Origin of the sequence: Clostridium sp. AT4, from assembly GCF_001517625.2 — a bacterium.
Taxonomy (GTDB): Bacteria; Bacillota; Clostridia; order Lachnospirales; family Lachnospiraceae; genus Enterocloster.
The window spans coordinates 1,309,054-1,336,049 of record NZ_LN999828.1 but is presented as its reverse complement, the minus strand read 5'-3'; the positions used below and the strand labels follow the sequence as shown (position 1 = coordinate 1,336,049).

Below are 26,996 nucleotides of genomic sequence, written 5' to 3'. Positions count from 1 at the left end.
TTAATTTTTAAGGGGCGTGCTTCATGAATATGGAGGATAAGAATGGCAACAGAACAATATAATGCGGACAGTATTACCGTCTTAGAGGGCCTGGAGGCCGTCCGCAAGCGGCCGGGTATGTACATAGGCGGCGTTGGTACCAAGGGACTGAACCATCTGATCTATGAGATTGTAGATAATGCAGTGGACGAGCATCTGGCTGGCTTTTGCTCTAAGATCTGGGTGAAACTGGAAAAGGACGGTTCCTGCACTGTAAAGGACAATGGACGAGGGATTCCGGTGGAAATGCACCAGAAAGGCGTTTCGGCAGCCAGAATCGTTCTTTCCACCCTTCATGCGGGCGGCAAGTTTGACAATGAGGCATATAAAACCAGCGGCGGTCTTCACGGCGTAGGCTCCTCTGTGGTAAATGCCCTTTCGGAATATATGGATGTAAAGATCAGCCGGGGCGGTCTGGTCTATCATGATGCCTATGAGAAGGGCCGTCCGGTGGTTGAGCTGGAGCAGGGCCTTCTTCCGGTTGTGGGAAAGAGCAGGGAAAGCGGCACCCAGATTAATTTTCTTCCGGATGGAGAAATCTTTGAAAAGACACGCTTTAAGGCAGACTGGCTGAAAAGCCGTCTCCATGAGACAGCCTATCTGAATCCCAATCTGACGATTTTTTATGAGAATCACCGGAGCGGAGAAGAGGAAGCCATTACTTATCATGAGCCGGAGGGAATTATTTCTTATGTGAAAGAATTAAATTCAGGAAAAACTCCCGTTCATGAGCCCATTTATTTTAAAGGAGAGGTAGACCGGGTAGAGGTTGAGGCAGCCATCCAGTTTGTAGATACCTTCGAGGAGAATATCCTTGGCTTCTGTAATAATATTTTCACCCAGGAGGGCGGCACCCATCTGGCAGGCTTTAAAACCCGTTTTACTGCTATGATTAATTCTTATGCCAGAGAGCTTGGTATTTTAAAGGAAAAAGATCCTAACTTTACGGGAGCGGACACCCGAAACGGTATGACAGCTGTGATCGCAGTGAAGCATCCGGACCCTATCTTTGAGGGACAGACCAAGACAAAGCTGGCAAGCGCAGACGCTACCAAGGCAGTATTTACCGTAGCGGGAGATGAGCTGCAGCTGTACTTTGACCGGAATGTGGAGGTCTTAAAGGGAGTGATCGGCTGTGCGGAAAAGTCTGCAAAGATCCGCAGGGCTGAGGAAAAGGCAAAGACAAATATGCTGACCAAATCCCGTTTTTCTTTTGACAGCAACGGAAAGCTTGCAAACTGCGAGAGCCGGGACGCTTCCAAATGTGAAATTTTTATCGTAGAGGGAGATTCTGCCGGCGGCTCTGCAAAGACAGCCAGAAACCGGCAGTATCAGGCCATTCTGCCTATCCGCGGAAAGATTTTAAATGTAGAAAAGGCTTCTATGGATAAGGTGCTGGCAAATGCGGAGATCAAGACCATGATCAATTCCTTTGGCTGCGGCTTTTCAGAGGGTTATGGAAATGATTTTGATATCACGAAGCTGCGCTATGACAAGATTATCCTCATGACGGATGCGGATGTGGACGGAAGCCATATTGATACGCTGCTTCTTACCTTTTTATACCGGTTTATGCCGGAGCTGATCTATGACGGCCATGTGTATATTGCCATGCCGCCTCTGTTTAAGGTAATCCCCAAAAAGGGGGAGGAGCAGTATCTGTATGATGAAAAGGAGCTGGAACGTTATCGCAGGACCCACAAGGGTGATTTTACCCTGCAGCGCTATAAGGGTCTTGGTGAAATGGATGCGGAGCAGCTCTGGGAAACGACCCTGGATCCGGAACGCCGGGTATTAAAGCGGGTTGAGATCGAGGACGCAAGGCTGGCTTCTGAGGTGACAGAGATGCTGATGGGCAGCGAGGTAGGCCCCCGCCGCCAGTTTATCTATGAGCACGCCGATGAGGCTGAGATCGACGCATAACAGGAGAGGACAAAATGGCAGAAAAGATATTACGGACAGAATACAGCGAGGAAATGCAGCGCAGCTACATGAATTATTCCATGAGCGTCATTACTGCAAGAGCGATTCCCGACGCCAGGGACGGCTTAAAGCCCGTTCAGCGCCGGGTGCTCTATGATATGAGCCAGCTGCGCCTGGATTACGACAAGCCCCACAGGAAATCCGCCCGTATCGTAGGCGATACCATGGGTAAATACCATCCCCACGGCGACAGTTCTATCTATGATACGCTGGTAGTTATGAGCCAGGAATTTAAAAAGGGAATGGCTCTGGTAGACGGCCATGGCAATTTCGGCTCTATTGAGGGTGATGGAGCGGCGGCTATGCGATACACGGAGGCAAGGCTGGAGAAATTTGCCCAGGAGGTCTATTTAAAGGATTTGGATAAGACCGTAAATTTCGTTCCCAATTATGATGAAACGGAGAAGGAGCCGGAGGTTCTTCCCGTCCGGGTGCCGAACCTTCTGATAAACGGAGCTGAGGGAATTGCGGTAGGCATGAGCACCAGTATCCCCCCTCACAATCTGGGAGAGGTAATTGATGCGGTAACTGCCTATATTGACAATCCCGCAATCACTGCGGCAGAGCTGATGGAGCATATGCCGGGGCCGGATTTCCCCACCGGAGGCATTATCGCAAATAAGAGCGACCTTCCGGAGATCTATGAAAGCGGAACGGGAAAAATAAAGCTCAGAGGCCGTTTTGAGGTGGAACTTGGAAAGCGCAAGGCAGATAAGGACAAGCTGGTGATCACGGAAATTCCCTATACCATGATCGGAGCAGGTATTAATAAGTTTCTGGTGGACGTAGCCGATCTGGTAGAGTCTAAAAAGCTTACGGATGTGGTGGATATTTCCAATCAGTCCAATAAGGACGGGATCCGTATCGTACTGGAGCTGAGAAAGGACGCGGATATTGACCGGATCAAGAACATTTTATATAAGAAGACAAAGCTTGAGGATACCTTTGGCATCAATATGCTGGCTATTGCGGACGGACGTCCGGAAACGCTGAATTTAAAGGGGATTCTCCGCAATTTTCTGGAATTCCAGTATCAGAATACGGAGCGTAAATACAATGTGCTTCTGGAAAAGGAACTGGAAAAGAAGGAAATTCAGGAGGGTCTCATAAGCGCCTGTGACTGCATTGACCTGATTATCGCAATTTTAAGAGGTTCTAAAAGCTTAAAGGATGCGAAGGCCTGTCTGGTATCTGGTGATGTGAGCAATATCCATTTCCGGATGCCGGGATTTGAGGAGGAGGCAAAGAAGCTCCACTTTACAGAGCGCCAGGCGTCTGCTATTTTGGAAATGCGGCTGTACAAGCTGATCGGTCTGGAAATTCTGGCTCTGGAAAAGGAGCATAAGGAAACCTTAAAACGAATTGAAAGCTACAAAAAGATCCTGGGCAGCCGTGGGGTGATGAACCGAGTGATCAAGGACGATCTGGCAGCTATCCGGAAGGAATTTGCAGTCCCAAGACGGACGCGGATCGAGGACGGCCCAGAGGCAGTTTATGTGGAAAATGCAGTTCCGGTTCAGGAGGTTGTTTTTGTGATGGATCGTTTCGGCTATTGTAAGCTTTTGGATAAGTCTACTTACGAACGGAATCAGGAAACGGTGGATACGGAGCAGGTATATGTAAAGCGCTGCCTGAATACGGATAAGATCTGCCTGTTTACGGCCTCAGGAACACTGCATCAGATCAAGGCATTGGATATCCCCTCAGGAAAGCTGAGAGATAAGGGTGTGCCCATTGAAAACTTGAGCAAATATGATGGAAGAGAAGACCGGATCTGTCTTCTTACCTGCGCCCAGGAGCTGAAAGGAAGAAAGCTCGTGTTTGCCACAAAGCTTGCTATGGTAAAGCAGGTGCCGGGAGAAGAGTTTGAGACTAATAACCGCATGGTGGCAGCTACCAAGCTTCAGGAAGGGGACGAAGTCCTGTCTGTAGCGCTGGTAGAGGAGCAGACAGCTACCGTCGTGCTTCAGACCACGGGGGGATATTTCCTGAGGTTCCCGTTGGAGGACATTTCCGTACTTAAAAAGGCATCCAGAGGTGTCAGAGGCATAAAGCTTTCCAAAAATGAAGAGCTGGAGCAGCTTTATCTGCTGGGCGATGAGCCGTATGCCATTACCTATAAAGACAGGGAGATCAATTTGAGCGGAATGCGGATCACTAAGCGGGATGCGAAAGGCACAAAGAAGTAAAAAGTACGCCATGGAAATACAAATGTGCGCAAAACACGAATTTCTGGTTGCATTTTTCTTTACTTTGGTATAGGATAGGAAATAATCCTACAGGGGAGGCTTCCCATATCATCAGCGGAAGGATTATGAAAAAGAAAGACGAGGAGAGCGAGACATGGAAAGAAAATTAAGAGTGGGCATATTAGGCGCAACAGGTATGGTAGGGCAGAGGTTTATCGCCCTGCTGGAAAATCATCCATGGTATGAGGTAGTGACAGTGGCTGCCAGCCCCAGATCTGCCGGAAAGACTTACGAAGAGGCTGTAGGAGGCCGCTGGAAGATGACAACTCCTATGCCTGAGGCGGTAAAGAACCTGATCGTAATGAACGTAAACGAGGTAGAAAAGGTAGCTGCAGGCGTTGATTTCGTATTCAGTGCAGTGGATATGACAAAGGAAGAGATCCGTGCCATTGAGGAGGCTTATGCCAAAACGGAGACACCTGTGGTTTCCAACAACAGCGCTCACCGCTGGACGCCGGACGTTCCCATGGTAATCCCGGAGGTAAATCCGGAGCACTTTGATGTGATCGAATTTCAGAAAAAGCGTCTCGGCACCACCAGAGGCTTTATTGCCGTTAAGCCCAACTGTTCCATTCAGAGCTATGCTCCCGTACTGACTGCCTGGAAGGAATTTGAGCCTTATGAGGTAGTGGCTACTACATATCAGGCGATTTCCGGCGCCGGAAAGACTTTTAAGGACTGGCCGGAGATGGAAGGAAATATTATCCCCTATATCGGCGGAGAGGAAGAAAAGAGCGAGCAGGAGCCTCTGCGTATCTGGGGCCATATTGAAGACGGTGTGATCGTAAAGGCCCAGTCTCCTGTGATCACCTGCCAGTGCATCCGCGTGCCTGTATTAAACGGCCACACAGCGGCTGTGTTTGTAAAGTTTAAAAAGAAGGTTACAAAGGAAGAACTGATCGAAAAGCTGGAAAGCTTTAAGGGCCTTCCTCAGGAATTAAAGCTTCCAAGCGCCCCTGCTCAGTTTATCCGTTATATGGAAGAGGATAACCGTCCTCAGGTAAGCCTGGATGTGGACTTTGAAAACGGAATGGGAATTTCTGTGGGACGTTTGAGAGAGGATGCGGTTTACGATTATAAATTTGTAGGACTTTCCCATAATACTGTCCGCGGCGCTGCCGGCGGAGCCGTTCTCTGCGCAGAGCTTCTGACTGCAAAGGGATATATTAAGGAAAAATAAGCAAAGGACGCGCTTTGCATAAACGGAAGGGGTAAATAGCAATTATGGCAATTACAAAACGGGCATTCGGTGTGATGCCGTCCGGAGAAACAGTCTATAAGTATACGCTGACGAATCATCACGGAGTCAGTGCAGACTTTATCACCCTTGGAGGAACCTGGGTGACCATGAATGTGCCGGATAAAAAGGGAAAAATGGCAGATGTGATCCTGGGATATGATAACTTGGAGGGGTATCTGTCCAACAATCCTCATTTTGGCGCAATTATCGGAAGAAACGCCAACCGTATCGGGGGGGCAGTGATTACCATTGACGGAAAGGACTATAAGCTGGAAGCGAACAACGGGCCAAATAATCTTCACAGTGCTCCGGATCTCTATCACAGACGCCTTTGGGACTGTGAGGCCGCAGAAACCGACGAGGGAAGCTGCCTTACTTTTTCTTTAAAGAGCCCGGACGGAGATCAGGGATATCCGGGAAACGCATCCATCCAGGTAAGCTATACGCTGACAGAGGATGACAGCATCCGGATCCATTACCATATGATCTGTGATGCAGATACCATTGCCAACTTTACAAACCACTGCTACTTTAATCTGGCGGGCCATGATGGCGGTTCTGTTATGGATCAGGAGGTATGGCTGGCCGCTTCTAAGTTTACTCCTGCAGATGAGGTATCCATTCCTACCGGAGAGATTCTTCCGGTAGAGGGAACCCCTATGGACTTTACGGAAATGAAGCCTCTGGGCCGTGATATTGATGAGCCATATGAAGCATTGATCCTGGGACATGGTTATGACCATAACTGGGTATTAGATCACGATCCGGGGATTTTATCTCTTGCAGCAAGAGCGAAGGATCCAAAGAGCGGACGTATGATGGAGACGTATACGGATCTTCCCGGTATCCAGCTTTATACAGCCAATTTCCTGAATGATCCGGTTCCCGGAAAAGGCGGTGTCCGCTATGAGGGACGCCATGCATTCTGTTTTGAAACCCAGCATTTCCCGGATGCCTGTCATAAACCTGAGTTTCCGTCCCCGATCTTAAAGGCAGGAGAGGTGTACGATACAACGACGGTTTATAGGTTCTATACAGAAACGGAATAAAAAGGCAGATATTAAAATTCACATAGAAAAGGGCTTTTTGATGAGATAAAAACTCACAAAGGGCTCTTTTTATTTGTGTGGATTCCATCAAAGATAAAAATAATCGTGAGATTTTATCTCATAAACTGCAAAACCACAAAGAATGATTGAATTTAACATGAGATTTTTACTCAATTATTGCTATATTTTCTATTTAATGGTATACTAGCTAAATATGCCTGCATGCAGGCATTTATATTAAAAGGAAAATGAGGGATCGCATGTCAAAATCATTGTACATCGCGGAAAAGCCCAGTGTAGCCCAGCAGTTTGCAGATGCATTAAAGATCCGGGGACGGCGGGGAGACGGATATATTGAATCCGAGGACGCCATTGTAACCTGGTGTGTGGGCCATCTGGTGACGATGAGCTATCCGGATGCCTATGACATGAAATTTAAACGCTGGAGCCTGCAGACCCTGCCGTTTCTGCCGAAGGAATTCAAATACGAGATTATTCCCGGCGTAGCCAGGCAGTTTGCAGTGGTAAAGGGGCTTTTAAACCGTCCGGATGTGGATACGATCTATGTCTGCACGGACTCCGGGCGGGAAGGAGAATATATCTACCGTCTGGTGGCTCAGATGGCAGGAGTAAAAGACAAGCGCCAGAAACGTGTGTGGATCGATTCCCAGACAGAGGAGGAGATCCTCAGGGGAATCCGGGAAGCAAAGGATGAGTCGGAATATGATAATCTTTCTGCTTCTGCCTATCTGCGCGCAAAGGAAGATTACCTGATGGGGATCAACTTCTCGCGGGTGCTTACCCTGCGGTACGGTCCTGCCATGTCAAACTATCTGGGAACCAAATTTACGGTTCTTTCCGTAGGTCGTGTGATGACCTGTGTGCTGGGAATGGTTGTCCGCAGGGAGAGGGAGATACGAAGCTTTGTAAAGACTCCCTTTTATCGTGTGATCGGAACCTTTGACGCAGTGGCAAAGGATGGCCGAGCCCTTCCGCTGGAGGCTGAATGGAAGGCGGTGGAAGGTTCCAGATATTTTGGAACGCCCTGCCTTTATAAGGACAACGGCTTTAAGGAGGAAGAACGGGCCAGAGAACTGATCGCATATCTAAAGGAAGGGGAACCGCTTACAGCTGCCGTTGTTTCAAAGGAAAAGAAAAAGGAAACAAAAAATCCGCCGCTTCTTTACAATCTGGCAGAGCTTCAGAATGACTGCTCAAAAATGTTTAAGATCAGCCCGGATGAAGCGCTGAAGGTCGTTCAGGAGCTGTATGAAAAAAAGATGGTTACCTATCCCCGTACGGATGCCAGGGTTTTATCCACGGCGGTAGCAAAAGAGATCCGAAAAAACATAAGCGGACTCTCCGGCTACAGCCCCATGAGTGCCTTTGTTCAGGAGATTTTGCAGGGAAGCAGCTGGCAGAACCTGGCAAAAACCAGGTATGTCAACGACAAACAGATCACAGACCACTATGCGATCGTTCCTACGGGCCAGGGACTGGGCAGCTTAAGACAGCTTACACCCTTGCAGGAAAAGGTCTATCAGGTGATCTGCCGCCGTTTTTTAAGTATTTTTTATCCGCCTGCCGTTTACCAGAAGTATACCCTGGAGCTGGAGCGGAAAAAGGAGCATTTTTTTGCGGGATTTAAGGTGCTTTCCGAGCCCGGATATTTGAAGGTGGCGGATGTGAATCTGGCAAAAAAACCAGGGGTTGAAGAGACCTTTGAGGACCAGAAAGAGGAGAATCCCGATAAAAATAATACAGAATCCCCAAAAGTTGACAGAACAGAACTGTTACAGGTGCTTGCAGATTTGAAAAAAAATGATATACTTACTGTAGCGGACCTGCGGGTGAAGGAAGGGGAAACCTCACCTCCCAAGCGATATACCTCAGGCTCTATGATCCTGGCGATGGAAAATGCGGGCCAGCTCATTGAGGATGAGGAGCTGCGGGCCCAGATCAAGGGAAGCGGTATCGGTACCAGCGCCACCCGCGCGGAGATTTTAAAAAAACTGGTGAGTATCCAGTATCTTTCTTTAAATGGAAAGACACAGGTGATCACGCCGTCCCTTTTAGGGGAAATGGTGTATGATGTGGTGGATCATTCCATCCGCCAGCTTTTAAATCCGGAGCTTACAGCCAGCTGGGAAAAGGGATTGACCTATGTAGCCGAGGGTTCCATTACCTCCGGCGAATATATGGAAAAGCTGGAACGCTTTGTAGCAGGAAGAACCGTCAATGTGATCCGCCTGAACAATCAGTACGATCTGAGAGGACTTTTTGACGCGGCTGCTGTATTTTATAAACAAAAAAGGAGAACTGATCAATGAAATTGGAAGAAATGAAGATGAAAGAGCTTTTTGACATGAGCCATACCATTGCAGAAAGGATCTTTGACAATCACGCATATCCATGGGAGGTACTGCCGGAGATCGGCGATTTCATCCGTTCTTTGGGATCCCTTCTTCCTGAAAATGAGTATCGGAAGATCGGTAAAGATATCTGGATCCATAAAACTGCAAAGGTTGCGCCTACGATTATGATGACAGGCCCTATGATCATATGTGCGGGAGCCAATGTGCGCCACAACGCATTTTTAAGAGGCAATGTAATCATCGGTGAAAAGGCTGTAGTAGGAAACTCCTGTGAGTTAAAGAATGCCCTGCTGTTTGACGAGGTTCAGGTACCTCACTTCAACTATGTAGGCGATTCCATCCTGGGCTACAAGGCACATATGGGCGCAGGCGCAGTGACCTCTAATGTAAAGTCTGACAAGAGCCTGGTAAAGGTTCACGCAGAGGACGGCGATGTGACGACTGGATTTAAGAAATTCGGCGCAATCTTAGGAGACTGTGTTGAAGTTGGCTGCAACAGCGTATTAAATCCGGGTACCGTAATCGGAAGAAACAGCGTTGTATATCCTCTTTCCAGTGTAAGAGGCTGTGTAGCGGCAAATTCCATTTACAAGAATCAGGAAAATGTGATCGTAAAGGAAAACAGAGATGCAGAAGCTGAAGCCGTTAAGGCAGAGGCAGAAGAGCCTGCTCCAAAGCCAAAGAGAACCAGAGCAAAGAAGAGCACAGCAGCTTCCAGCAGCACTGTAAAGGTAGTAAAGTAAATAGAAGATAAGATTTAACGCATGATGCGCATAAAAAGACCTCCTCTCAATCCGGGAAAACCTGTGAAAGAGAGGAGGTTTTTTATGATGGGAACGGGATTATTTTGTGCCGAAAATACGGTCGCCTGCATCGCCCAGACCCGGACAGATATAGGCATCTTCATTCAGGCAGCGGTCCAGATGGCCTACATAGATCTGGATATCTGGATGTGCCTTGTGAAGGCGCTCTAAGCCCTCGGGAGCAGCGATGATCGCCATAAATTTGATTTTTTTCCCGCCATGCTGTTTGATGAAATCAACAGCAGACACGGCGGAGCCTCCGGTTGCCAGCATGGGATCGGTGACAATGATGGTGCGCTCCTCAATGGGGCTTGGAAGCTTGCAGTAATACTCATGAGGCTCATGGGTTACCTCGTCGCGGTAAAGGCCGATATGGCCGATCTTTGCGCTGGGAACCAGGGCCAGAATGCCGTTTACCATGCCAAGGCCAGCGCGCAGGATGGGAACTACAGCCAGCTTGCGTCCGGCGATCATAGGCGTCATGCAGGTCTCTAAAGGTGTCTCTACCTCAACATCCTCTAAAGGAAGATCTCTTAAAGCCTCGTATCCCATAAGCATGGCAATCTCTTCGATCAGGGCGCGGAATTCATTCGTTCCGGTACTCTTGTTGCGCAGGATTGAAATTTTGTGCTGAATCAGCGGATGATTAAAAACCATTATCTGTTCCATAAAAGCAGTGCTCCTTTGTATATTTTTTAACGTACATTCATTATACTGGATAAAAGGCCGGGGTGCAATGGAAAACTCAAGGAATTATCGTTTAACGCTTATTTGGTGGCCGGATCAAATTCTACGATCACATAGTCTCCCAGAGCATGGTGGACGGGAAGAGAGAAGTAAATCCGGCCCTGTTTTTCATAGCTGAAGGATTCCGGCCAGGTTTCTTTCCCGGAAAGCGGGAAATCTGCATTTTCAAAAACAGCGGTCAATGCTTCCATAGACTGTGTGCTCCGGTATTCCAAGGCAGCGCTTGTTTCCTCGGCATTCAGCTTTGGAAAACGTACGTCTTCACTTAGCACATAGCCTGCCATGGTATAGGCGTCTGTGAAGTCATTCAGTCCCATATCCTTCATCTGGTTCAGATTCAGTGTATTGGTGTAAAAAATGCGGCTGGGATGAGCGCCGCCTTCGATGCTCAGTTCTCCGGTATATACAGCGGTGAGACGCTTGGGATCGGCGGATATGATTTCGCAGGAAACAGAAAGGGTATCTGCACTTTCATTGATCTCATAAGCATCCAGAATGGACAGGGCATTTGCCTTTAAATGTTCATTGATCCGGCTCTGCTTTTCCTCATCCTCCATCTGCTCAATCGCCGGATATTCAATAGATACCTTTCCGGAGGTATAGGTCATCACGTTTGCAGAGATGGCGGTTACCGATTCTTCAGGTGCCTTTGATGGTTCTGTTTCAGGTGCTTTTGTTTCCTGCGGTTTGTTTTCTGCGGGAGCTTCCGTTGATGCTTCTGTATGAATGGTAGAAAGATCCGCTTTTGGCGGCGTACGTCCCAGGATCAGTCCGATGATCACACCTCCGGCCACTACCACAGTGCCGATTGCTCCGATCATTATTTTCTTGCTTTTATCCATAGGGTCCTCCTTTTTTCATTTGTAATAAAATAATTATACCTGAAACTCATGGACAGGGTTTGAAGAAAAACTTACAAATTCGTGAAGGAAAGGAAAAAACAGTCATATTTTTCATGGCTGATGCATATAGTATTAAAGCGTGTAAAGAAAGTGGGGGCAAGAAGGAGGAAAAAGGCCATGACATACCTTGAACTGATCGCCAGGGTCGGGACCAGTCCCATGGATGTGGTGAAAATGTATTTTAAAGGGATGATTACAGAAAAGGAGTTAAGCAACGTGATCGGACGAAACAGGGCCGGGATCGTGGAGGAATATAAAAATCAGGCACAAACATCTGTTCTGGAAGTGGCATGCACAGGGGACAAGAAAAAATAAACAGAAAAGCACTTGCCAAAATCTGACGTTTATGGTAAAATAACAACCGTTGTGAAACAATGCCGGCGTGTCGGAATGGCAGACGATGCAGACTCAAAATCTGTTGCGGGTAACCGCGTGCGGGTTCAAGTCCCGCCGCCGGCAGGATGAAAAGTCTTAAAAGCTTGAAAATACAGCTTTTGAGGCTTTTTTGTTTTTCAGGAATGGATTTTTGGAAATGCAGTAGGGGACTTTGGTTGAAAACCATATTTTTTTATTGTATGATATAAAGCATGGATTTACATTCACAGCGGCCCAAAGGAGGTGCCATTTATATGACCTGTGAGGAAGCGGAGCGTCTTGTGATGCCCTATATCAATGGAAGTATTACCGATCAGGAGCTGGAAGGCTTTTTAAAGCATATCGATCACTGCCCGGAGTGCAGGGAGGAGCTGGAAATCTATTTTACCGTAGATGTGGGGATCAGGCAGTTAGATGAGGGAAGCGGAACGTACAATATAAAGGGCGCTCTGGAAACAGCCCTGGAGCTGTCCAGGCAGAGAATTCACTCACTGGATATTCTGCGCACGGCGGTTTATGCAGTGAACACATTATGCTTCTGGTCGGTGCTTCTGGTTCTGATCCTGCAGCTGCGCATCTGGGGATTCTTTGGCGTTTAGAATAGGAGGAATTGAAAAAATATGGACAAACTTGTACTGATCGACGGACACAGTATATTAAACCGTGCCTTTTACGGAGTACCGGATCTGACCAATGCAGAGGGGCTGCATACCAATGCGGTATACGGCTTTTTAAATATTATGCTGAAGATTTTAGAGGAGGAGAAGGCGGATCATCTGGCAGTGGCCTTTGACCTGCCTGAGCCTACTTTCCGCCACAAAATGTTTGATGCATACAAGGGGACCCGAAAGCCTATGCCCGAAGAGTTAAGAGAGCAGGTGCCTCTTATAAAAGAAGCCCTGACTGCCATGGAAATCCCGATCCTGACTCTGGCCGGCTATGAGGCCGACGATATTCTGGGAACCGTGGCAAAGCGGTGCCAGGAGAAGGGCGCTGAGGTATCGGTTGTTTCGGGAGACCGGGATCTCTTACAGCTGGCAGACAGCCATATTAAGATCCGTATTCCCAAAACCAGCCGGGGAACGACAGAGATCCATGATTATTATCCGGAAGATGTAAAGCGGGAGTATCAGGTTTCCCCGGAAGAATTTATTGATGTAAAGGCTCTTATGGGCGATTCCTCTGATAATATACCGGGAGTTCCTTCCATTGGAGAAAAGACGGCGACCAGTTTGATCGTGTCTTATGGTTCCATTGAAAATGCCTATGCCCATCTGGAGGAGATCCGTCCGCCTAGAGCACAGAAGGCCCTGGGAGAACATTATGATTTAGCACAGATGAGCAAGGAGCTTGCCACTATCTGCACCCACTGTCCGGTGGAATTTTCTTATGAGGATGCAAAGGTGGAGAATCTGTACACCCCTCAGGCGTTCCGGTTTATGAAGCGTATGGGCTTTAAGTCCATTTTAAGCCGTTTTTCTCCGAATGCGGCAGGGGAAAATCCTCTGGAAATCAAAGAACAGTTTCAGGTTATTACCGGAAGGAAGGAGGCAGAGGCGGTCTTAAAAAAGGCCCGGAATGCAGCTGTAACAGGAATGCAGCTGATTTTTGCCTCTACAGTGCTTCCTGAGGAAGAAGGCAGTGCAGGAGAAGAACAGCTTTCCTTTTCTTTCGATGATGCAGGCGGCCTTAAGCCGGATGAAACAGAAGAAAGCGAGGTTTTTGCAGCGGCAGGTATGGGGCTTTGTCTGGGAGAGAAGGAGATTTACTGTATCCGTACCGGGAAAGAGATAAGCAGTAAGGATCTGATCCGGGAGGCAAAAAAAATCTGCGGCGGTTCTCATCCGGTGTGGGTTCTGGATTTAAAGGCTATGCTTCCTGTGCTGGAACTGGAAGATTCAGCACCTGTTTATGATGCGGGAGTGGCGGGCTATCTTTTAAATCCCTTAAAAGATACCTACGATTATGATACCCTTGCAAAGGATTACCTTTCAGAAGACCTGCCTTCCCGGACGGATCTTCTTGGAAAAGGCCAGATCGGTGATCTGCTGGTTCAGGAAGAGGAAAAGGCGGCGGACTGTGCCTGCTATATGGCCTATGCGGTATGGAAATCCGCAGGGATTTTGAAAAAACGCCTTTTGGATGAAGAAATGTATACACTGTACACAGAGATTGAAATGCCGCTGATTTACAGTCTGTATCATATGGAGAAGGAAGGCATACAGGTTCAGCGAGAAAAATTAAAGGAATACGGAGACAAGCTAAAGGTTGGGATTGCCCGTCTGGAAAAAGAAATATATGAGGATACGGGAAGAGAATTTAATATCAATTCCCCTAAGCAGCTGGGAGAGATTCTCTTTGGTGAAATGAAGCTTCCGGGTGGAAAAAAGACAAAGACGGGCTATTCTACGGCGGCAGATGTGCTGGAAAAGCTGGCGGCAGACCATCCGGTGGTGCAGAAAATCCTGGATTACCGCCAGCTTGCCAAGTTAAATTCCACCTACGCGGAGGGTCTGGCCGGATTTATCAGAGAGGACGGGCGCATCCACGGCAAATTTAACCAGACCATTACAGCTACAGGCCGCATCAGCAGTACAGAACCCAATCTTCAGAATATACCCGTCCGTATGGAGCTCGGACGGGAGATACGCCGGGTATTTGTGCCAAAGGAAGGCTGTATTTTTATTGATGCGGATTATTCTCAGATCGAGCTTCGTATCCTGGCCCATATGTCCGGGGATGCAGGGCTGATCGAGGCTTACAGAGAGTCCAGGGATATCCACGCAGCTACGGCTTCCCAGGTATTCCATGTGCCTCTGGATAAGGTGACGCCTCTTCAGCGGCGCAACGCCAAGGCGGTCAACTTCGGCATTGTTTACGGCATCAGTGCCTTTGGACTCAGCGAGGACTTAAGCATCTCCCGAAAGGAAGCAAAGGAGTATATTGAACGATATTTTGAATCCTATCCCGGAGTAAAGGCCTTTTTGGACGGTCTGGTAAAGCAGGGAAAGGAGCAGGGCTATGTGACTACCCTTTACGGACGGCGCAGGCCCATACCTGAGTTTAAGTCATCCAATTTCATGCAGCGTCAGTTTGGAGAGCGTGTGGCTATGAATTCCCCCATCCAGGGTTCCGCGGCGGATATTATGAAGATTGCCATGATCGATGTGGATCGGGAGTTAAGGAAAAGAGGGCTGCGTTCCCGGATTGTCCTGCAGATCCACGATGAACTTTTGATCGAAGCTCCGTTAGAGGAAGAGGAAGAGGTAAAAAATCTTCTGACAGACCGCATGAAGCATGCGGCCAGCTTACAGGTCGCTCTGGAGGTGGAAGCCCAGACAGGAGCCTCCTGGTTTGATGCCAAATAGAACATTCAGGAGGACAGACGATGGCAGAAAAACAGACATTTATCCTTGGCCTGATCGGAGGTGTGGGGGCGGGAAAGAGCACGGTTCTTACCCTTTTGAAAGATCACTACGGTTTTTATGTGATTCAGACCGATCTTACGGCCAGGAGGCTTTTGGAGCCGGGGGAGGCAGCATTTGAAGAGATAGCTGCTCTTTTTGGCCGGGACATTTTAAGGCCCGACGGCAGGATTGACCGGGCCCGACTGGCAGAGCAGATCTTTAAGGATCCACAAAAACGAAAACAGGTAAATGCGATCACACATCCGCTGACCTGGAACGCGGTCCTTACGGAGGCATATTCCTGCGGCAGTGAGAGGGTTGTCATAGAAACAGCCCTTCCTTCAAAAGAATTTCGTGACAAGTGCGATGAAATGTGGTATCTTTATACATCAGAAGAAAACCGTATATCCCGCCTGATGGAAAGCCGGGGCTATTCTTTGGAAAAGTCGATGGCAATTATGGAAAGCCAGGCTTCGGATGAAGAGTTTCGTGCTCTGGCAGATGCGGTGATCGATAACAACCACAGTCAGGAATGTACAGCCGCGCAGGTAAGGGAGCTGCTGCACGGACGGGAAGGAATAGATACATGAGAATGGTAAGCATAGCAAGCGGAAGCAGCGGAAACTGTATTTATATCGGCTCCGATCAGACTCATATCCTGGTAGATGCCGGAATCAGCAATAAACGCATCATGGCAGGGTTAAATGAGCTTGGGCTGGCAGGAGGCGATATGGCAGGGATTCTGATCACTCATGAACATTCGGATCATATCCGGGGGCTTGGGGTGATTTCCAGAAAGTATCATCTGCCCATTTACGGTACGCGAAAGACTCTGGCGGGAATCGCCTCTTGCAGCAGCCTGGGAAATTTTGACAGACAGCTTTTAAAGCCCGTTGATCCTGATGTGGATTTTATGGTGGGAGATCTTAAGATACATCCCTTTAAAATTGATCATGATGCAGCAGATCCGGTTGCATACCGGGTAGAGCACCAGAAAAAATGCGTAGCCGTGGCCACGGACATGGGCCATTTTGATGAATACATTGTAGAGAACCTTAAGGGCCTTGACGCAGTGCTTTTAGAATCTAATCATGATGTCCGGATGCTGGAGACAGGCCCTTATCCTTATCCTTTAAAACGCAGGATCCTGGGAGATCACGGCCATCTGTCCAACGAAAACGCAGGACGTCTTTTAAACCGGATCCTCCATGACCATTTAAAAAAGATCTTTTTAGGCCATCTGAGCAAGGAAAACAATTATCCGGAGCTGGCTTATGAAACGGTCCGCCTGGAAATTGATGAGGGCGACTGCCCCTACGGAGCATCTGATTTTTCTATCTCCGTAGCATCCAGAGACAGGATGAGCGATATTGTTTATTTATAATTATTCTTGCTATTATTAGCAAGTTTAATATATAATATAGCCATTACAATGAAAGAGGAGAATGAGCATGAGCAAAGCAATCATTACAGTAGTTGGAAAAGACACAGTAGGAATTATTGCAAAGGTATGTACCTATCTGGCAGAGCACCGCATCAATATTCTGGACATTTCCCAGACCATTGTACAGGGATATTTCAACATGATGATGATCGTGGACATCAGTGCTCTGGACAGTTCCTTCGGACAGGCGGCAGAGGAGCTTGAAAAGCTGGGAGAGGGAATCGGCGTTTCTGTTAAGATCCAGAGAGAAGAAATCTTCACAAAGATGCACAGAATCTGATAAGCGCAAAAAAGGGAAGGAACAGACGGGCTATGATAAATATTTATGAAGTAAATGAAACAAACAACATGATTGAGCATGAAAAACTGGATGTCCGCACGATCACCATGGGTATCAGCCTTTTAGACTGTGCGGACAGTGATCTGGATGCGCTGAATGAAAAAATTTACACAAAAATCACCACTCTGGCAAAGAATCTGGTTTCCACCGGAAAGGATATTGAACGCGATTTCGGGATTCCCATCGTGAATAAGCGTATTTCCGTTACCCCTATTGCGCTGGTGGGCGGTGCAGCCTGCAAAAGGCCGGAGGATTTTGTGACTATTGCAAAGACTCTTGACCGGGCGGCAAAGGAAGTGGGAGTAAACTTTATCGGAGGCTATTCTGCACTGGTAAGCAAGGGCATGACCACAGCAGATAAGAATCTGATCCTTTCTATCCCCCAGGCCCTGGCTCAGACCGAACGGATCTGCAGCTCTGTCAACGTGGGTTCTACAAAGACAGGCCTGAATATGGACGCGGTAGAGCTTATGGGACGGATTGTGACGGAAACGGCTGAGGCAACAAAGGAGAATGACTCCTTAGGCTGTGCCAAGCTGGTGGTATTCTGCAATGCTCCCGACGATAATCCCTTTATGGCAGGTGCATTCCACGGCGTTACAGAGGCTGACGCCATTATCAATGTAGGTGTCAGCGGCCCGGGCGTTGTGAAGGTGGCTCTGGAAAGGGTGAGAGGTGCTAATTTTGAGGTGCTCTGTGAAACCATCAAAAAGACGGCCTTTAAGATCACCCGCGTAGGCCAGCTGGTAGCCCAGGAAGCTTCCAGACGTCTGGGTATTCCCTTTGGCATCATTGACCTTTCTCTGGCCCCTACTCCTGCGGTAGGCGACAGCGTGGCAGAAATTCTGGAGGAGATCGGCTTAGAACGGGTAGGCGCTCCTGGCACCACAGCGGCTCTTGCCATGTTAAACGATCAGGTAAAGAAGGGCGGCGTTATGGCGTCCTCTTATGTAGGCGGTTTAAGCGGTGCATTTATCCCGGTCAGTGAGGATCAGGGCATGATCGATGCTGTAAGCCTTGGCGCCCTTACCATTGAGAAGCTGGAGGCCATGACCTGCGTCTGCTCAGTAGGCCTCGATATGATCGCCATTCCCGGTGACACACCAGCTTCTACCATTGCCGGCATCATTGCGGATGAGGCTGCCATTGGTATGGTAAACCAGAAAACAACCGCAGTACGCCTGATCCCTGTGATCGGAAAAAAGGTAGGAGATACGGCGGAATTTGGCGGACTTTTAGGATATGCTCCGATTATTCCCGTTAATACATTTTCCTGCGAGAAGTTTGTGACAAGAGGCGGACGGATTCCTGCTCCTATCCACAGCTTTAAGAATTAAGAGGCCGGTTTATGGAGCTGTATCTTATACGTCATGGCCGCCAGAGCAGCAGGCTCTGTAATGTAAATGTGGATCTTTCCCCGGATGGCCGCCGTCAGGCTATCCTTCTTGGCCATAGGCTTGCAGACTGGGGAATTGAGGTTCTTTATTCCAGCAGCCTGATCCGGGCGGTACAGACGGCTGAGGAGATAAACCGTTTTTTACGCCTGCCTCATCAGGTCTGTCCGGAACTTGGAGAGATTTCTTTTGGGGAAATGGAGGGGCTTCCAGATGAAGAGATCGCAGTCCGCTTCCGGGAATTTAAAGAGCGTCAGGCTGCCATGACAGAGGATCTGTCCTATCCGGGCGGAGAATGTGCGGCAGATGTGATCCGCAGGGCAGGCCCGGTTTTGGAACGGCTTGCAGAGAGTAGTCATGAGAGGATTGCCGTGGTGACTCACGGCGGAGTGATCCGAACCATGGCAGCCTGGTATCTGGGGATGCCTCTGGAAAAATGGAGGCTTCTTGGAAAGGATCTGGAAAATACAAGTATCACACAGTTAAAATGGGACAGAGGCCACAGGCGTTTTACACTGGAACGCTTTAATGACTATGCCCATCTGGAGGCCTGTCCGGAGCTTTTAAGAAAAAACTGGAAGGAAGGCTGAAACAGACTGAAATAAAAAGGAGTGTTCCCATGGATCAGAATGAACGCAAAAAGCTGGAAGAAGGGCTGGAGCTATTTTTAGATGAGGGGCTGGAGCGGCTGCTTTTAAGCCATCCCACAGAGCCTTCCGGGTGTAGCCGCAGCCGGATCCGTCCCCTGCATTTAAAGGGGGAGCTGGTATTTCAGGCAGAGGAACAGATAGGAAAACAGGCCTTTCACCGAAACCTGACGAAAGAAGAGGCGGTCGCCTATGTCTGCCAGATGCTTAATAAGAATTTCAGACAGGCAGAGATGAGCGGTATTCATGGAACCGGAGTGGTTCTGGTGAGCAAAAAGGGAAAAATAACCGTAAAAATCCGAAGGAAGGGACGGATAGAGGCTGCCGGTTCTGAAAAAATCCGTCCGCGCTTTGACGGACAGGAAAACGGGCTGCGCCTTTTGGAGCACAACCGCAAAAAGCGTTATATTCTGGAAGAGGGAATCCCGGTTCCTTTTTTAGTGGATCTGGGGGTTATGACGGCAGAAGGAAAGGTTGTCCGCAGCCGTTATGATAAATACCGCCAGATCAACCGGTTCCTGGAATTTATCGAAGATATTCTCCCAAATCTGGATCCTGCGAGAGAGTCTGTGATCCTAGATTTTGGCTGCGGAAAGTCCTATCTGACCTTTGCTATGTATTATTATCTGAAGGAGCTAAGGGGGTATCCGATCCGGATTATCGGCCTTGACTTAAAGGAAGATGTGATCTGCCGCTGTGATACTCTGGCAAAATCCTATGGTTATGACCGCTTAAGCTTCTGCTGCGGGGATATTGCTTCCTACGAAGGCGTAGATCGGGTGGATATGGTTGTAACCCTTCATGCCTGTGATCTGGCTACGGACTACGCCATGGAAAAGGCTGTGGGATGGGGAGCAAAGGTGATTTTGTCTGTTCCCTGCTGCCAGCATGAGTTAAACCGCCAGATTGAAAATCCGTTAATGAAGCCGGTATTTGGCTATGGCCTGATCAAAGAGCGTATGGCTGCCCTGTATACGGATGCCATCCGGGCTCAGGTACTGGAGTACCGGGGCTATCGTACCCAGATTTTGGAATTTATCGACATGGAACACACTCCCAAAAACATCCTCATTCGGGCAGTCCGCCAGGGAAATGACGCTGCTTTCAAAAAGGCACGGGAGAAGACCGGCACAGAACTTAGAAAGCTTCTGGAATTTCTCCAGGCAGATCCGGCGATCGTACGGCTTCTTGCGCCGGAACTTGGAACAGGAGAACGTGCAGGAACAGATGAATGATGCCGGAAAGAAGGGCAGGACTGACCGGCTATATAATGCAGATGGGCTGATTAAATTCGTTTCGCCCGGTCTGTCCATACTTTGCTGCTTCCATACTCTGGCGTACATGGGAGGCAAACAGATCCTGTTTAAAAAGCGTCATGGCTTCCTCAGTAAGGATTTGTGAGGCATTTGCAGTTTTTGTAATAAGCGGGATCTCAGACTGTTTCTTTAAAAGAGACAAAAGAGATCCTGCCTCTTTTTTAAAGCCCAGGATCCTGGCATAGGGGGAATAGCCCAGTTCCTTGGCCTTTAATACCTGCGCATCTGTGATTTCCAGAAGAATATGGGTCAGAGAGCGGCTGATCCGCGTATAGGTATACTGCTTTGTTTTTAACTGGCGGATCCTTCCTTCCCAGCCCTCATACTGCAGCAGCTGTCCGGTGAGCCGGTCAGCCAGTTCCTTAGATACATCTGAAAACGCAGTCAGATCCTCCCCCTTATGGAACAGGGAAAGAAGGCGGTAGTTTAGAAGCCCTGCGCAGTCTTCAGGCCCAAGAATCCTTCCTTGGGAATAAAGCGGGAGAATGTGGGGAGGAATGTGGGACGATAAAGAAATGGGAGGCTCCCAGGAAACACAATCTTCGTGAGACCGGGCTTTTTTTTCCGGCTGAGATGCAAGAAGGCTTTTTCGGATCGCAGATGCGGATGCCTGTCCCGATTCCAGCGTTTTATCGTGATATCCCTGTCCCTTTCTCTGGATGGTTACAGGACGGATGGTGCTGCGGCAACGGAAAATGGCTTTGCAGTATTCAATTCCCAGAAGATTGTTTGGAGATCCCAGAAGGCGGCTTAATGAATCCTCCTTGAAACAGGAACATATGTCCATGGAAAGAAGGGCTCTGTTTCTTGCCTGGGGCCAGCTTAAGCCCAGCTTTAATCCTTCCCGCAGACGGGCTGAAAAATCAGGGCTTTCATCGGATAAAATCTTTGCAGCGGCCTGGATTCCTTCCAGATTTCCATCCTCACTTCCGAAGCAGAGATGGGTTATGGCTCCCAGCCGGCTTAAAAGATTTACCCCGCAGGCGGCAAAGTCTTCGGCGCTGCTGACCGCAAAGACGGAGGGCAGCTCAATCACAAGATCTGCCCCTCCCATCAGAGCCATTTTTGTTCGGAGGTATTTATCAAAAACAGCCGGTTCTCCCCGCTGGACAAAATCCCCGCTCATAACGACAATGCAGTAATCGGCATTTGTCTTTTTTTTTGCTTCTTCTATATGAAAACAGTGTCCTCCGTGAAAAGGGTTATATTCTGCAATAATTCCGGTTATATTCATAAGCTGCTCCTTTAGCGGCAGAACTGCCGTATTCTCACTATTATATTACCTGTTTTTGCAAAATTATCAACCGGAAACTTAAAACGGCCTGCAGTTTAACAGGCAGGAACATAAACACAAGGACACAAAATTTCCACAATTTCGTCACAAATCAAACAATTCTCTTTCGTATGATTGAACCATCAAAAGGAAGTGTACGAAAGGAGCATTCGTTATGTACGAAGAAAAAGATAGAGAGCAGATGAATCAGGATGAAAGAGAGGAAAGAAAGGTAAACTGGACTACGCCCCAAAAGCTGGAGGAGGGACGCAGCACAGATGAGTCCCGGAGCAGAGAAACAGAACCGCTGCAGAACCATCCTTCCGGTGAAAATGCATCCTGGAGGGAAAATACCCCATATAATAACCAGTTCCGACAGGACAGGGATTTTTCCGGGGACAGCCGGAAATATGAAAAAAAGAAAAAAACATCTTCTGGAAAGCGCATGATACGTAGGGCAGCAGGGATTACTGCGGCAGCTGTCCTGTTTGGCACGGTATCCGGCGGTGTGATGACAGGCGTTAACTATGCAGGTTCCAGACTGATGAATATGACAGGGATCATGGCTGATGTACAGGAACAGCCGCAGGCTGCAACAGAGGCTCAGGAAACGGCGCCAAATACTATGCCGGGCAGCGGAAACACAACCACAGTTTCCACTGTAACGGATGTTTCCGCGATTGTGGAGAAGGCCATGCCGTCTATTGTAGCGATTACAGATACCATGACCATCCAGCAGAGGGATTTCTTTGGAAGGACACAGGCGTACCAGACACAGAGCAGCGGTTCCGGCATTATTGTAGGAAAGAATGACACAGAGCTTCTTATTGCCACCAATAACCATGTAGTAGCTGGTTCTACCGATCTTACAGTTACATTTTCAGACAACAAAGACGTTTCTGCCGCTATTAAGGGTACAGATTCAGCCACGGATCTGGCGATCATCGCTGTAAAACTTTCAGATATTCCTTCCGATACCATGAGCAAAATCCAGATTGCTGCTATGGGAGATTCGGATAATGCAAAAGTAGGACAGCAGGTAATTGCTATCGGAAATGCTCTGGGGTATGGCCAGTCTGTTACCGTAGGCTATGTCAGTGCCTTAGATCGCCAGATCACGGATGAAAACGGCATTGTCCATACCTATATCCAGACCGATGCGGCCATTAATCCCGGAAACAGCGGCGGCGCCCTCATTGACCTTCAGGGAAATGTGATCGGTATCAATGCAGCCAAAACTGCTTCCACAGAGGTAGAAGGTATGGGCTTTGCAATCCCTATTACCAGTGCCCGGGAAATTTTAGACGGTCTGATGACCAAGAAAACAAGAGAAGCGGTAGATGAAGCATCTCAGGGCTACCTTGGCATTCAGGGAACCAATATTGATGCAGGAACCTCACAGGCTTATGGCATGCCGGTAGGCGTATATGTATACAAGATTGTTCCTGGAGGTGCAGCAGCATCTTCGGATCTGAAGGAAAAGGATATCATTACCAAATTTGACGGCCAGTCCATTACCACGATGGAGGAGCTGAAGGATATGCTGGCCTATTATGAGGGAGGGGATGAAATTACTCTTACGGTACAGTCTCTGGTAAACGGTGCATACGTAGAGCATGAAGTGTCCATTACACTGGGAACAAAGCCGGCAGCCAACTCATAAAAATAATCCGTAAAAATAAAAATTTTTACACCATTTTTCAGAATTGTGTGATATAATAGCTTCAATAAACCGAAAAAGGAGGTTTGGCTTATGAAGTTAATATATGCAATCGTACGCAATGACAATGAGGATGATGTGGTAAGCCAGCTTACACAACACCGCTACAGCGTAACCCGCCTGTCTACCACCGGAGGTTTCCTGAAAAAAGGAAATACCACACTGATGATCGGTGCAGAAGACGATAAGGTAGAAGAGGTTATTTCCATCATTAAGCAGGAGTGCGGACAGCATCAGAAGCTGACTGTAAATATGCCCTATATCTCCGGTACGACAATGGTAAATTATGCAACGATGCCCATGACGGTAGATGTGGGCGGCGCAACCATCTTTGTGATAAATGTAGACCGTTACGAAAAAATCTGACCGCCCCCGCGGCGTATCGGCAGTGAAAGCCCCCGGAAGAGAAAAACTCATTTTCGGGGACTTTTTGTGTTCTGCGGTACAGGTATTCAAAAAAATGCAAAAATTTATGAAAATCGACTTGTTTCCGGTTACGGGTGCGTATATAATAAGACTATATGCTTTAACATAAGGAAAGGGGTAAATAAGATTATGGCAGTAATCGATATTATCAAAGAAAAAGCAAGAGCAGATAAAAAAACCATCGTTCTTCCGGAGTCCATGGATCGCAGAACATGGGTAGCTGCTGAAAAGATTTTAAAGGAAGGACTGGCTAACCTGATCATCATCGGTACGCCTGAGGATATCGGCGAGCACAGCGAGGGCCTGGATGTTTCCGGCGCTACCATCGTAAACCCTCAGACCTATGAGAAGACTCAGGAATATATTGATTTATTCGTAGAGCTGAGAAAGGCAAAGGGGATGACTCCTGAGAAGGCAAGGGAGACTATCTTAAGCGATTACGCTTACTATGGCTGCCTGATGATCAAGAACGGAGATGCCGACGGAATGGTTTCCGGCGCCTGCCATTCTACCGCCAATACTTTAAGACCCTGCCTTCAGGTTATTAAAACAGCTCCCGGCACCAAGCTGGTTTCCGCTTTCTTCTTAATGGAAGTGCCGAACTGTGATCTGGGCGACAACGGAACCTTTGTATTCGCTGACTGCGGTTTGAACCAGAATCCGAATCCGGAAGAGCTGGCAGCGATCGCTGTTTCCTCTGCAGAGAGCTTTAAGATGCTTACGGGTCATGAGCCAAAGGTTGCCATGCTGTCCCATTCTTCCAAGGGAAGCGCAAAGCATGCTGACGTTGACAAGGTAGTAGAAGCTACACGGATCGCAAAGGAGATGGCTCCTGAGCTTGCTTTAGACGGCGAGCTTCAGCTGGATGCTGCGATCGTTCCTGAGATCGGCGCTTCCAAGGCTCCTGACAGCAAGGTAGCAGGCCATGCAAACGTTCTGGTATTCCCGGATCTGGATGCAGGCAACATCGGCTACAAGCTGGTTCAGAGACTTGGCAAGGCAGAGGCTTACGGCCCAATGTGCCAGGGCATTGCCAGACCTGTAAACGATCTGTCCAGGGGCTGCTCTGCTGACGACATCGTGGGTGTTGTGGCAATTACAGCCGTACAGTGCCAGAATATGTAAAAGGAGAAAATATCTATCATGAAGATTTTAGTTATCAACTGCGGAAGTTCCTCTTTAAAGTACCAGCTGATCGATATGGAAAATGAAAACGTAATCGCAAAGGGCCTTTGCGAGCGTATCGGTATTGACGGATCCAAGCTGACCCACCAGCCAGAGGGCAAGGACAAGTTCGTGCTTGAGCAGCCGATGCCAAATCATACCGTAGCGATCAGCCTTGTTATGGAAGCTCTGCAGGATGCAGACCATGGCGTGATCACAAACACAGATGAGATTTCTGCGATCGGCCACCGCGTACTTCACGGCGGTATGGTATACAGCGATTCCGTTGTTGTGAATGATGACGTAAAGCGTGTGATCCGCGAGTGCTTCGACCTTGGACCTCTGCACAACCCTGCAAACCTGATGGGTATCGAGGCCTGCGAGGAGGCTATGCCCGGAAAGCCAAACGTAGCTGTATGGGATACTGCCTTTGGTATGGCTATGCCTGAGAAAGCTTATATGTATGCGATTCCTCATGAGTATTTTGAGAAATACAGCATCCGCCGCTACGGCTTCCACGGAACCAGCCACATGTTCGTATCCGGCGAGGCGATCAAGTTCGGCGGTCTGGATCCGGAGAATGCAAAGGTGATCGTATGCCATTTAGGAAACGGCGCCAGTGTATCTGCTTCCATCGGCGGCAAGTGCGTGGACACCAGCATGGGACTTACTCCTCTTGAGGGCCTGATCATGGGTACCAGAAGCGGTGACGTAGACCCTGCTGTGGTACAGTTTATTGCAAATAAAGAGAACATGGATGTAAACGAGGTTCTCAATGTATTAAATAAGAAGTCCGGCGTTCTGGGCATGACAAACGGTATCTCCAGCGACTTCCGTGATATTGAGAATGCTGCAAAAGAGGGCAACCATTTAGCAGAGGTAGCTCTGGATGCATTCGTATATCGTGTAGCTAAGTATGTAGGCGCTTACACTGCAGCCATGAACGGTGTGGATGCCATTGCCTTTACAGCCGGCGTAGGTGAGAATGACAAGGCAACCAGAAAGAAAGTCTGCGAGTACCTGGGCTATCTGGGCGTAAAGATCGACGATGCTGCTAATGATGTAAGAGGAAAGCGCACCGTTATTTCTGCTCCTGATTCTAAGGTTAAGGTAATGCTGATCCCAACCAATGAGGAGCTGGCAATCGCAAGAGAGACCCTTCGCCTTGTAAAGTAAAGCTGCTTGACAGCGGTTTTTGCCTGTAAAAAAGAGTTCGGTAAAAATATGGCAAAATTTTGTTGACAAACCCCATGCACCTATGTATAATAACAAAGGTGCATATCAAGGAGTATGATATGCTGATCAACTTATCAGAATTGTTTCCCGTTGAGGGAAAGTCCAGAACTTACACAGTCCCATTGGAGATGACTTCATTTCACGCTGCTGACGGAGACTATGAGATTGTGGAAAAGGAACCCGTAACGCTGACTGTTACAAATGAGGGTAATAAGGTGTTTACCGTGATCGGAGAGGCAGCGCTCACGCTGTCGATGGTCTGCGCCAGATGCCTTGAACCTGTAAGGGTTTCCTTTAATCTTGTGATCGATCAGGAAGTTGATATGAAGCAGACCGGTGAAGACCGGATTGCAGATCTGGATGAGCAGTTCTATATCAAAGGTTATAATCTGGATGTCGACCAGCTGGTTGGTAATGAGTTAACCCTGAACCTGCCTATGAGAGTTCTCTGCAGTGAAGACTGTAAGGGAATTTGCAATAGATGTGGCACAAATCTCAACCGTGGGACTTGTGACTGCGCAGGCAAGTCACTGGACCCGAGAATGTCAGTTATCCAGGATATTTTTAAACAGTTGAAGGAGGTGTAAACCATGTCTATTTGTCCAAAGAATAAATCTTCTAAAGCAAGAAGAGACAGCCGTAGAGCAAACTGGAAGATGAGCGCACCAAATCTGGTTAAGTGCAGCAAGTGCGGAGCCCTGATGATGCCTCATAGAGTATGTAAAGCTTGCGGAAGCTATAATAAGCGCGAGATCGTAAGCGTAGAGGACTAATTTCTCCTTACTCAATTAAAAATAAAAAGATCTTCGGAAGCAATTCTGGAGATCTTTTTTAATTTCTGCATTTCGCTTTATTTCCTTTATTTTT

24 protein-coding genes and 1 tRNA gene are annotated in these 26,996 nt (G+C 48.1%); 22 read left to right on the top strand and 3 right to left on the bottom strand.

Features of this window, described 5'->3' with window-relative positions; genetic code table 11:
• The first annotated feature begins 42 nt into the window (after positions 1–42).
• The 6 genes from BN3656_RS12460 (at position 43) to BN3656_RS12435 (ending at position 9,678) form a co-directional block, all read left to right on the top strand.
• Positions 43–1,962 carry a DNA gyrase subunit B gene (locus BN3656_RS12460; RefSeq protein WP_066548722.1) on the top strand — a complete coding sequence of 640 codons (1,920 nt, stop codon included), beginning with the start codon at positions 43–45 and terminating at the stop codon, positions 1,960–1,962.
• Between the two features lie 14 nt (positions 1,963–1,976).
• Complete coding sequence (locus BN3656_RS12455) at positions 1,977–4,211, top strand: DNA topoisomerase (ATP-hydrolyzing) (RefSeq protein ID WP_066548718.1); 2,235 nt, start codon at positions 1,977–1,979, stop codon at positions 4,209–4,211.
• 154 nt (positions 4,212–4,365) lie between these two features.
• Positions 4,366–5,451 carry an aspartate-semialdehyde dehydrogenase gene (gene asd / locus BN3656_RS12450; protein ID WP_066548716.1) on the top strand — a complete coding sequence of 362 codons (1,086 nt, stop codon included), beginning with the start codon at positions 4,366–4,368 and terminating at the stop codon, positions 5,449–5,451.
• A gap of 44 nt (positions 5,452–5,495) precedes the next feature.
• On the top strand, positions 5,496–6,560 hold the full coding sequence (locus BN3656_RS12445; protein ID WP_066548714.1) for an aldose epimerase family protein: 1,065 nt from the start codon (positions 5,496–5,498) through the stop codon (positions 6,558–6,560).
• Between the two features lie 260 nt (positions 6,561–6,820).
• On the top strand, positions 6,821–8,890 hold the full coding sequence (locus BN3656_RS12440) for a DNA topoisomerase (RefSeq protein WP_066548710.1): 2,070 nt from the start codon (positions 6,821–6,823) through the stop codon (positions 8,888–8,890).
• Entirely contained in the window at positions 8,887–9,678 is a 792-nt protein-coding gene (locus BN3656_RS12435) for a UDP-N-acetylglucosamine pyrophosphorylase (protein ID WP_066548703.1), read from the top strand. The genes BN3656_RS12440 and BN3656_RS12435 overlap by 4 nt, the downstream gene beginning before the upstream one ends.
• Positions 9,679–9,777: 99 nt before the next feature.
• Here the strand turns inward: BN3656_RS12435 and upp are convergent, their stop codons facing one another.
• Together upp and BN3656_RS12425 are read right to left on the bottom strand one after the other, a co-directional pair.
• Positions 9,778–10,407: a uracil phosphoribosyltransferase gene (upp, locus tag BN3656_RS12430; protein WP_066548698.1), complete on the bottom strand. Its 630-nt coding sequence runs from the start codon at positions 10,405–10,407 to the stop codon at positions 9,778–9,780.
• Positions 10,408–10,505: 98 nt separating this feature from the next.
• On the bottom strand, positions 10,506–11,327 hold the full coding sequence (locus BN3656_RS12425; protein ID WP_066548697.1) for a hypothetical protein: 822 nt from the start codon (positions 11,325–11,327) through the stop codon (positions 10,506–10,508).
• 177 nt (positions 11,328–11,504) lie between these two features.
• On the opposite strand from BN3656_RS12425, the gene BN3656_RS12420 reads away from it, so the two are divergent.
• From BN3656_RS12420 to BN3656_RS12375, 10 genes are all read left to right on the top strand, one after another.
• On the top strand, positions 11,505–11,702 hold the full coding sequence (locus BN3656_RS12420; protein ID WP_066548694.1) for a hypothetical protein: 198 nt from the start codon (positions 11,505–11,507) through the stop codon (positions 11,700–11,702).
• Positions 11,703–11,763: 61 nt separating this feature from the next.
• A tRNA-Leu gene (locus BN3656_RS12415) sits at positions 11,764–11,846 on the top strand.
• Between the two features lie 170 nt (positions 11,847–12,016).
• Positions 12,017–12,361 carry a zf-HC2 domain-containing protein gene (locus tag BN3656_RS12410; protein ID WP_066548690.1) on the top strand — a complete coding sequence of 115 codons (345 nt, stop codon included), beginning with the start codon at positions 12,017–12,019 and terminating at the stop codon, positions 12,359–12,361.
• Positions 12,362–12,382: 21 nt separating this feature from the next.
• Positions 12,383–15,130 (top strand): DNA polymerase I, encoded by a 2,748-nt coding sequence (gene polA / locus BN3656_RS12405; RefSeq protein ID WP_066548689.1) that lies wholly within the window; start codon positions 12,383–12,385, stop codon positions 15,128–15,130.
• Positions 15,131–15,150: 20 nt separating this feature from the next.
• Complete coding sequence (gene coaE / locus BN3656_RS12400; protein ID WP_066548684.1) at positions 15,151–15,759, top strand: dephospho-CoA kinase; 609 nt, start codon at positions 15,151–15,153, stop codon at positions 15,757–15,759.
• Entirely contained in the window at positions 15,756–16,553 is a 798-nt protein-coding gene (locus BN3656_RS12395; protein WP_066548678.1) for an MBL fold metallo-hydrolase, read from the top strand. Before coaE ends, BN3656_RS12395 begins: the two co-directional genes overlap by 4 nt.
• A gap of 67 nt (positions 16,554–16,620) precedes the next feature.
• Positions 16,621–16,893, top strand: coding sequence for an ACT domain-containing protein (locus tag BN3656_RS12390; protein WP_066548675.1), 273 nt, complete (start codon positions 16,621–16,623; stop codon positions 16,891–16,893).
• A gap of 32 nt (positions 16,894–16,925) precedes the next feature.
• Entirely contained in the window at positions 16,926–18,290 is a 1,365-nt protein-coding gene (locus BN3656_RS12385) for a PFL family protein (protein ID WP_066548672.1), read from the top strand.
• Positions 18,291–18,301: 11 nt separating this feature from the next.
• Positions 18,302–18,937 (top strand): histidine phosphatase family protein, encoded by a 636-nt coding sequence (locus tag BN3656_RS12380; RefSeq protein WP_066548666.1) that lies wholly within the window; start codon positions 18,302–18,304, stop codon positions 18,935–18,937.
• Between the two features lie 29 nt (positions 18,938–18,966).
• The gene (locus BN3656_RS12375; protein ID WP_066548662.1) at positions 18,967–20,229 is read left to right on the top strand and encodes an SAM-dependent methyltransferase; all 1,263 of its coding nucleotides are present in this window, start codon (positions 18,967–18,969) and stop codon (positions 20,227–20,229) included.
• 28 nt (positions 20,230–20,257) lie between these two features.
• Here the strand turns inward: BN3656_RS12375 and BN3656_RS12370 are convergent, their stop codons facing one another.
• Positions 20,258–21,544 (bottom strand): nucleotidyltransferase family protein, encoded by a 1,287-nt coding sequence (locus tag BN3656_RS12370; RefSeq protein ID WP_066548660.1) that lies wholly within the window; start codon positions 21,542–21,544, stop codon positions 20,258–20,260.
• 214 nt (positions 21,545–21,758) lie between these two features.
• Here BN3656_RS12370 and BN3656_RS12365 point away from each other — a divergent pair, with 214 nt between their 5' ends.
• The 6 genes from BN3656_RS12365 to rpmF all read left to right on the top strand — a co-directional run bounded on the left by BN3656_RS12365 (position 21,759) and on the right by rpmF (position 26,902).
• Positions 21,759–23,246, top strand: a complete 1,488-nt coding sequence (locus tag BN3656_RS12365; RefSeq protein ID WP_066548658.1) for a trypsin-like peptidase domain-containing protein — start codon at positions 21,759–21,761, stop codon at positions 23,244–23,246.
• A gap of 90 nt (positions 23,247–23,336) precedes the next feature.
• On the top strand, positions 23,337–23,669 hold the full coding sequence (locus BN3656_RS12360) for a cyclic-di-AMP receptor (RefSeq protein ID WP_066548657.1): 333 nt from the start codon (positions 23,337–23,339) through the stop codon (positions 23,667–23,669).
• A gap of 189 nt (positions 23,670–23,858) precedes the next feature.
• Positions 23,859–24,854, top strand: coding sequence for a phosphate acetyltransferase (gene pta / locus BN3656_RS12355; protein WP_066548652.1), 996 nt, complete (start codon positions 23,859–23,861; stop codon positions 24,852–24,854).
• 18 nt (positions 24,855–24,872) lie between these two features.
• A complete protein-coding gene (locus BN3656_RS12350; RefSeq protein WP_066548650.1) occupies positions 24,873–26,069 on the top strand; it encodes an acetate kinase in 1,197 nt (398 codons plus the stop codon).
• A 119-nt stretch (positions 26,070–26,188) separates the two neighbouring features.
• The gene (locus BN3656_RS12345; protein WP_066548648.1) at positions 26,189–26,716 is read left to right on the top strand and encodes a DUF177 domain-containing protein; all 528 of its coding nucleotides are present in this window, start codon (positions 26,189–26,191) and stop codon (positions 26,714–26,716) included.
• Positions 26,717–26,719: 3 nt separating this feature from the next.
• A complete protein-coding gene (gene rpmF, locus BN3656_RS12340) occupies positions 26,720–26,902 on the top strand; it encodes a 50S ribosomal protein L32 (RefSeq protein WP_002564324.1) in 183 nt (60 codons plus the stop codon).
• The last annotated feature ends 94 nt before the right edge of the window (positions 26,903–26,996 follow it).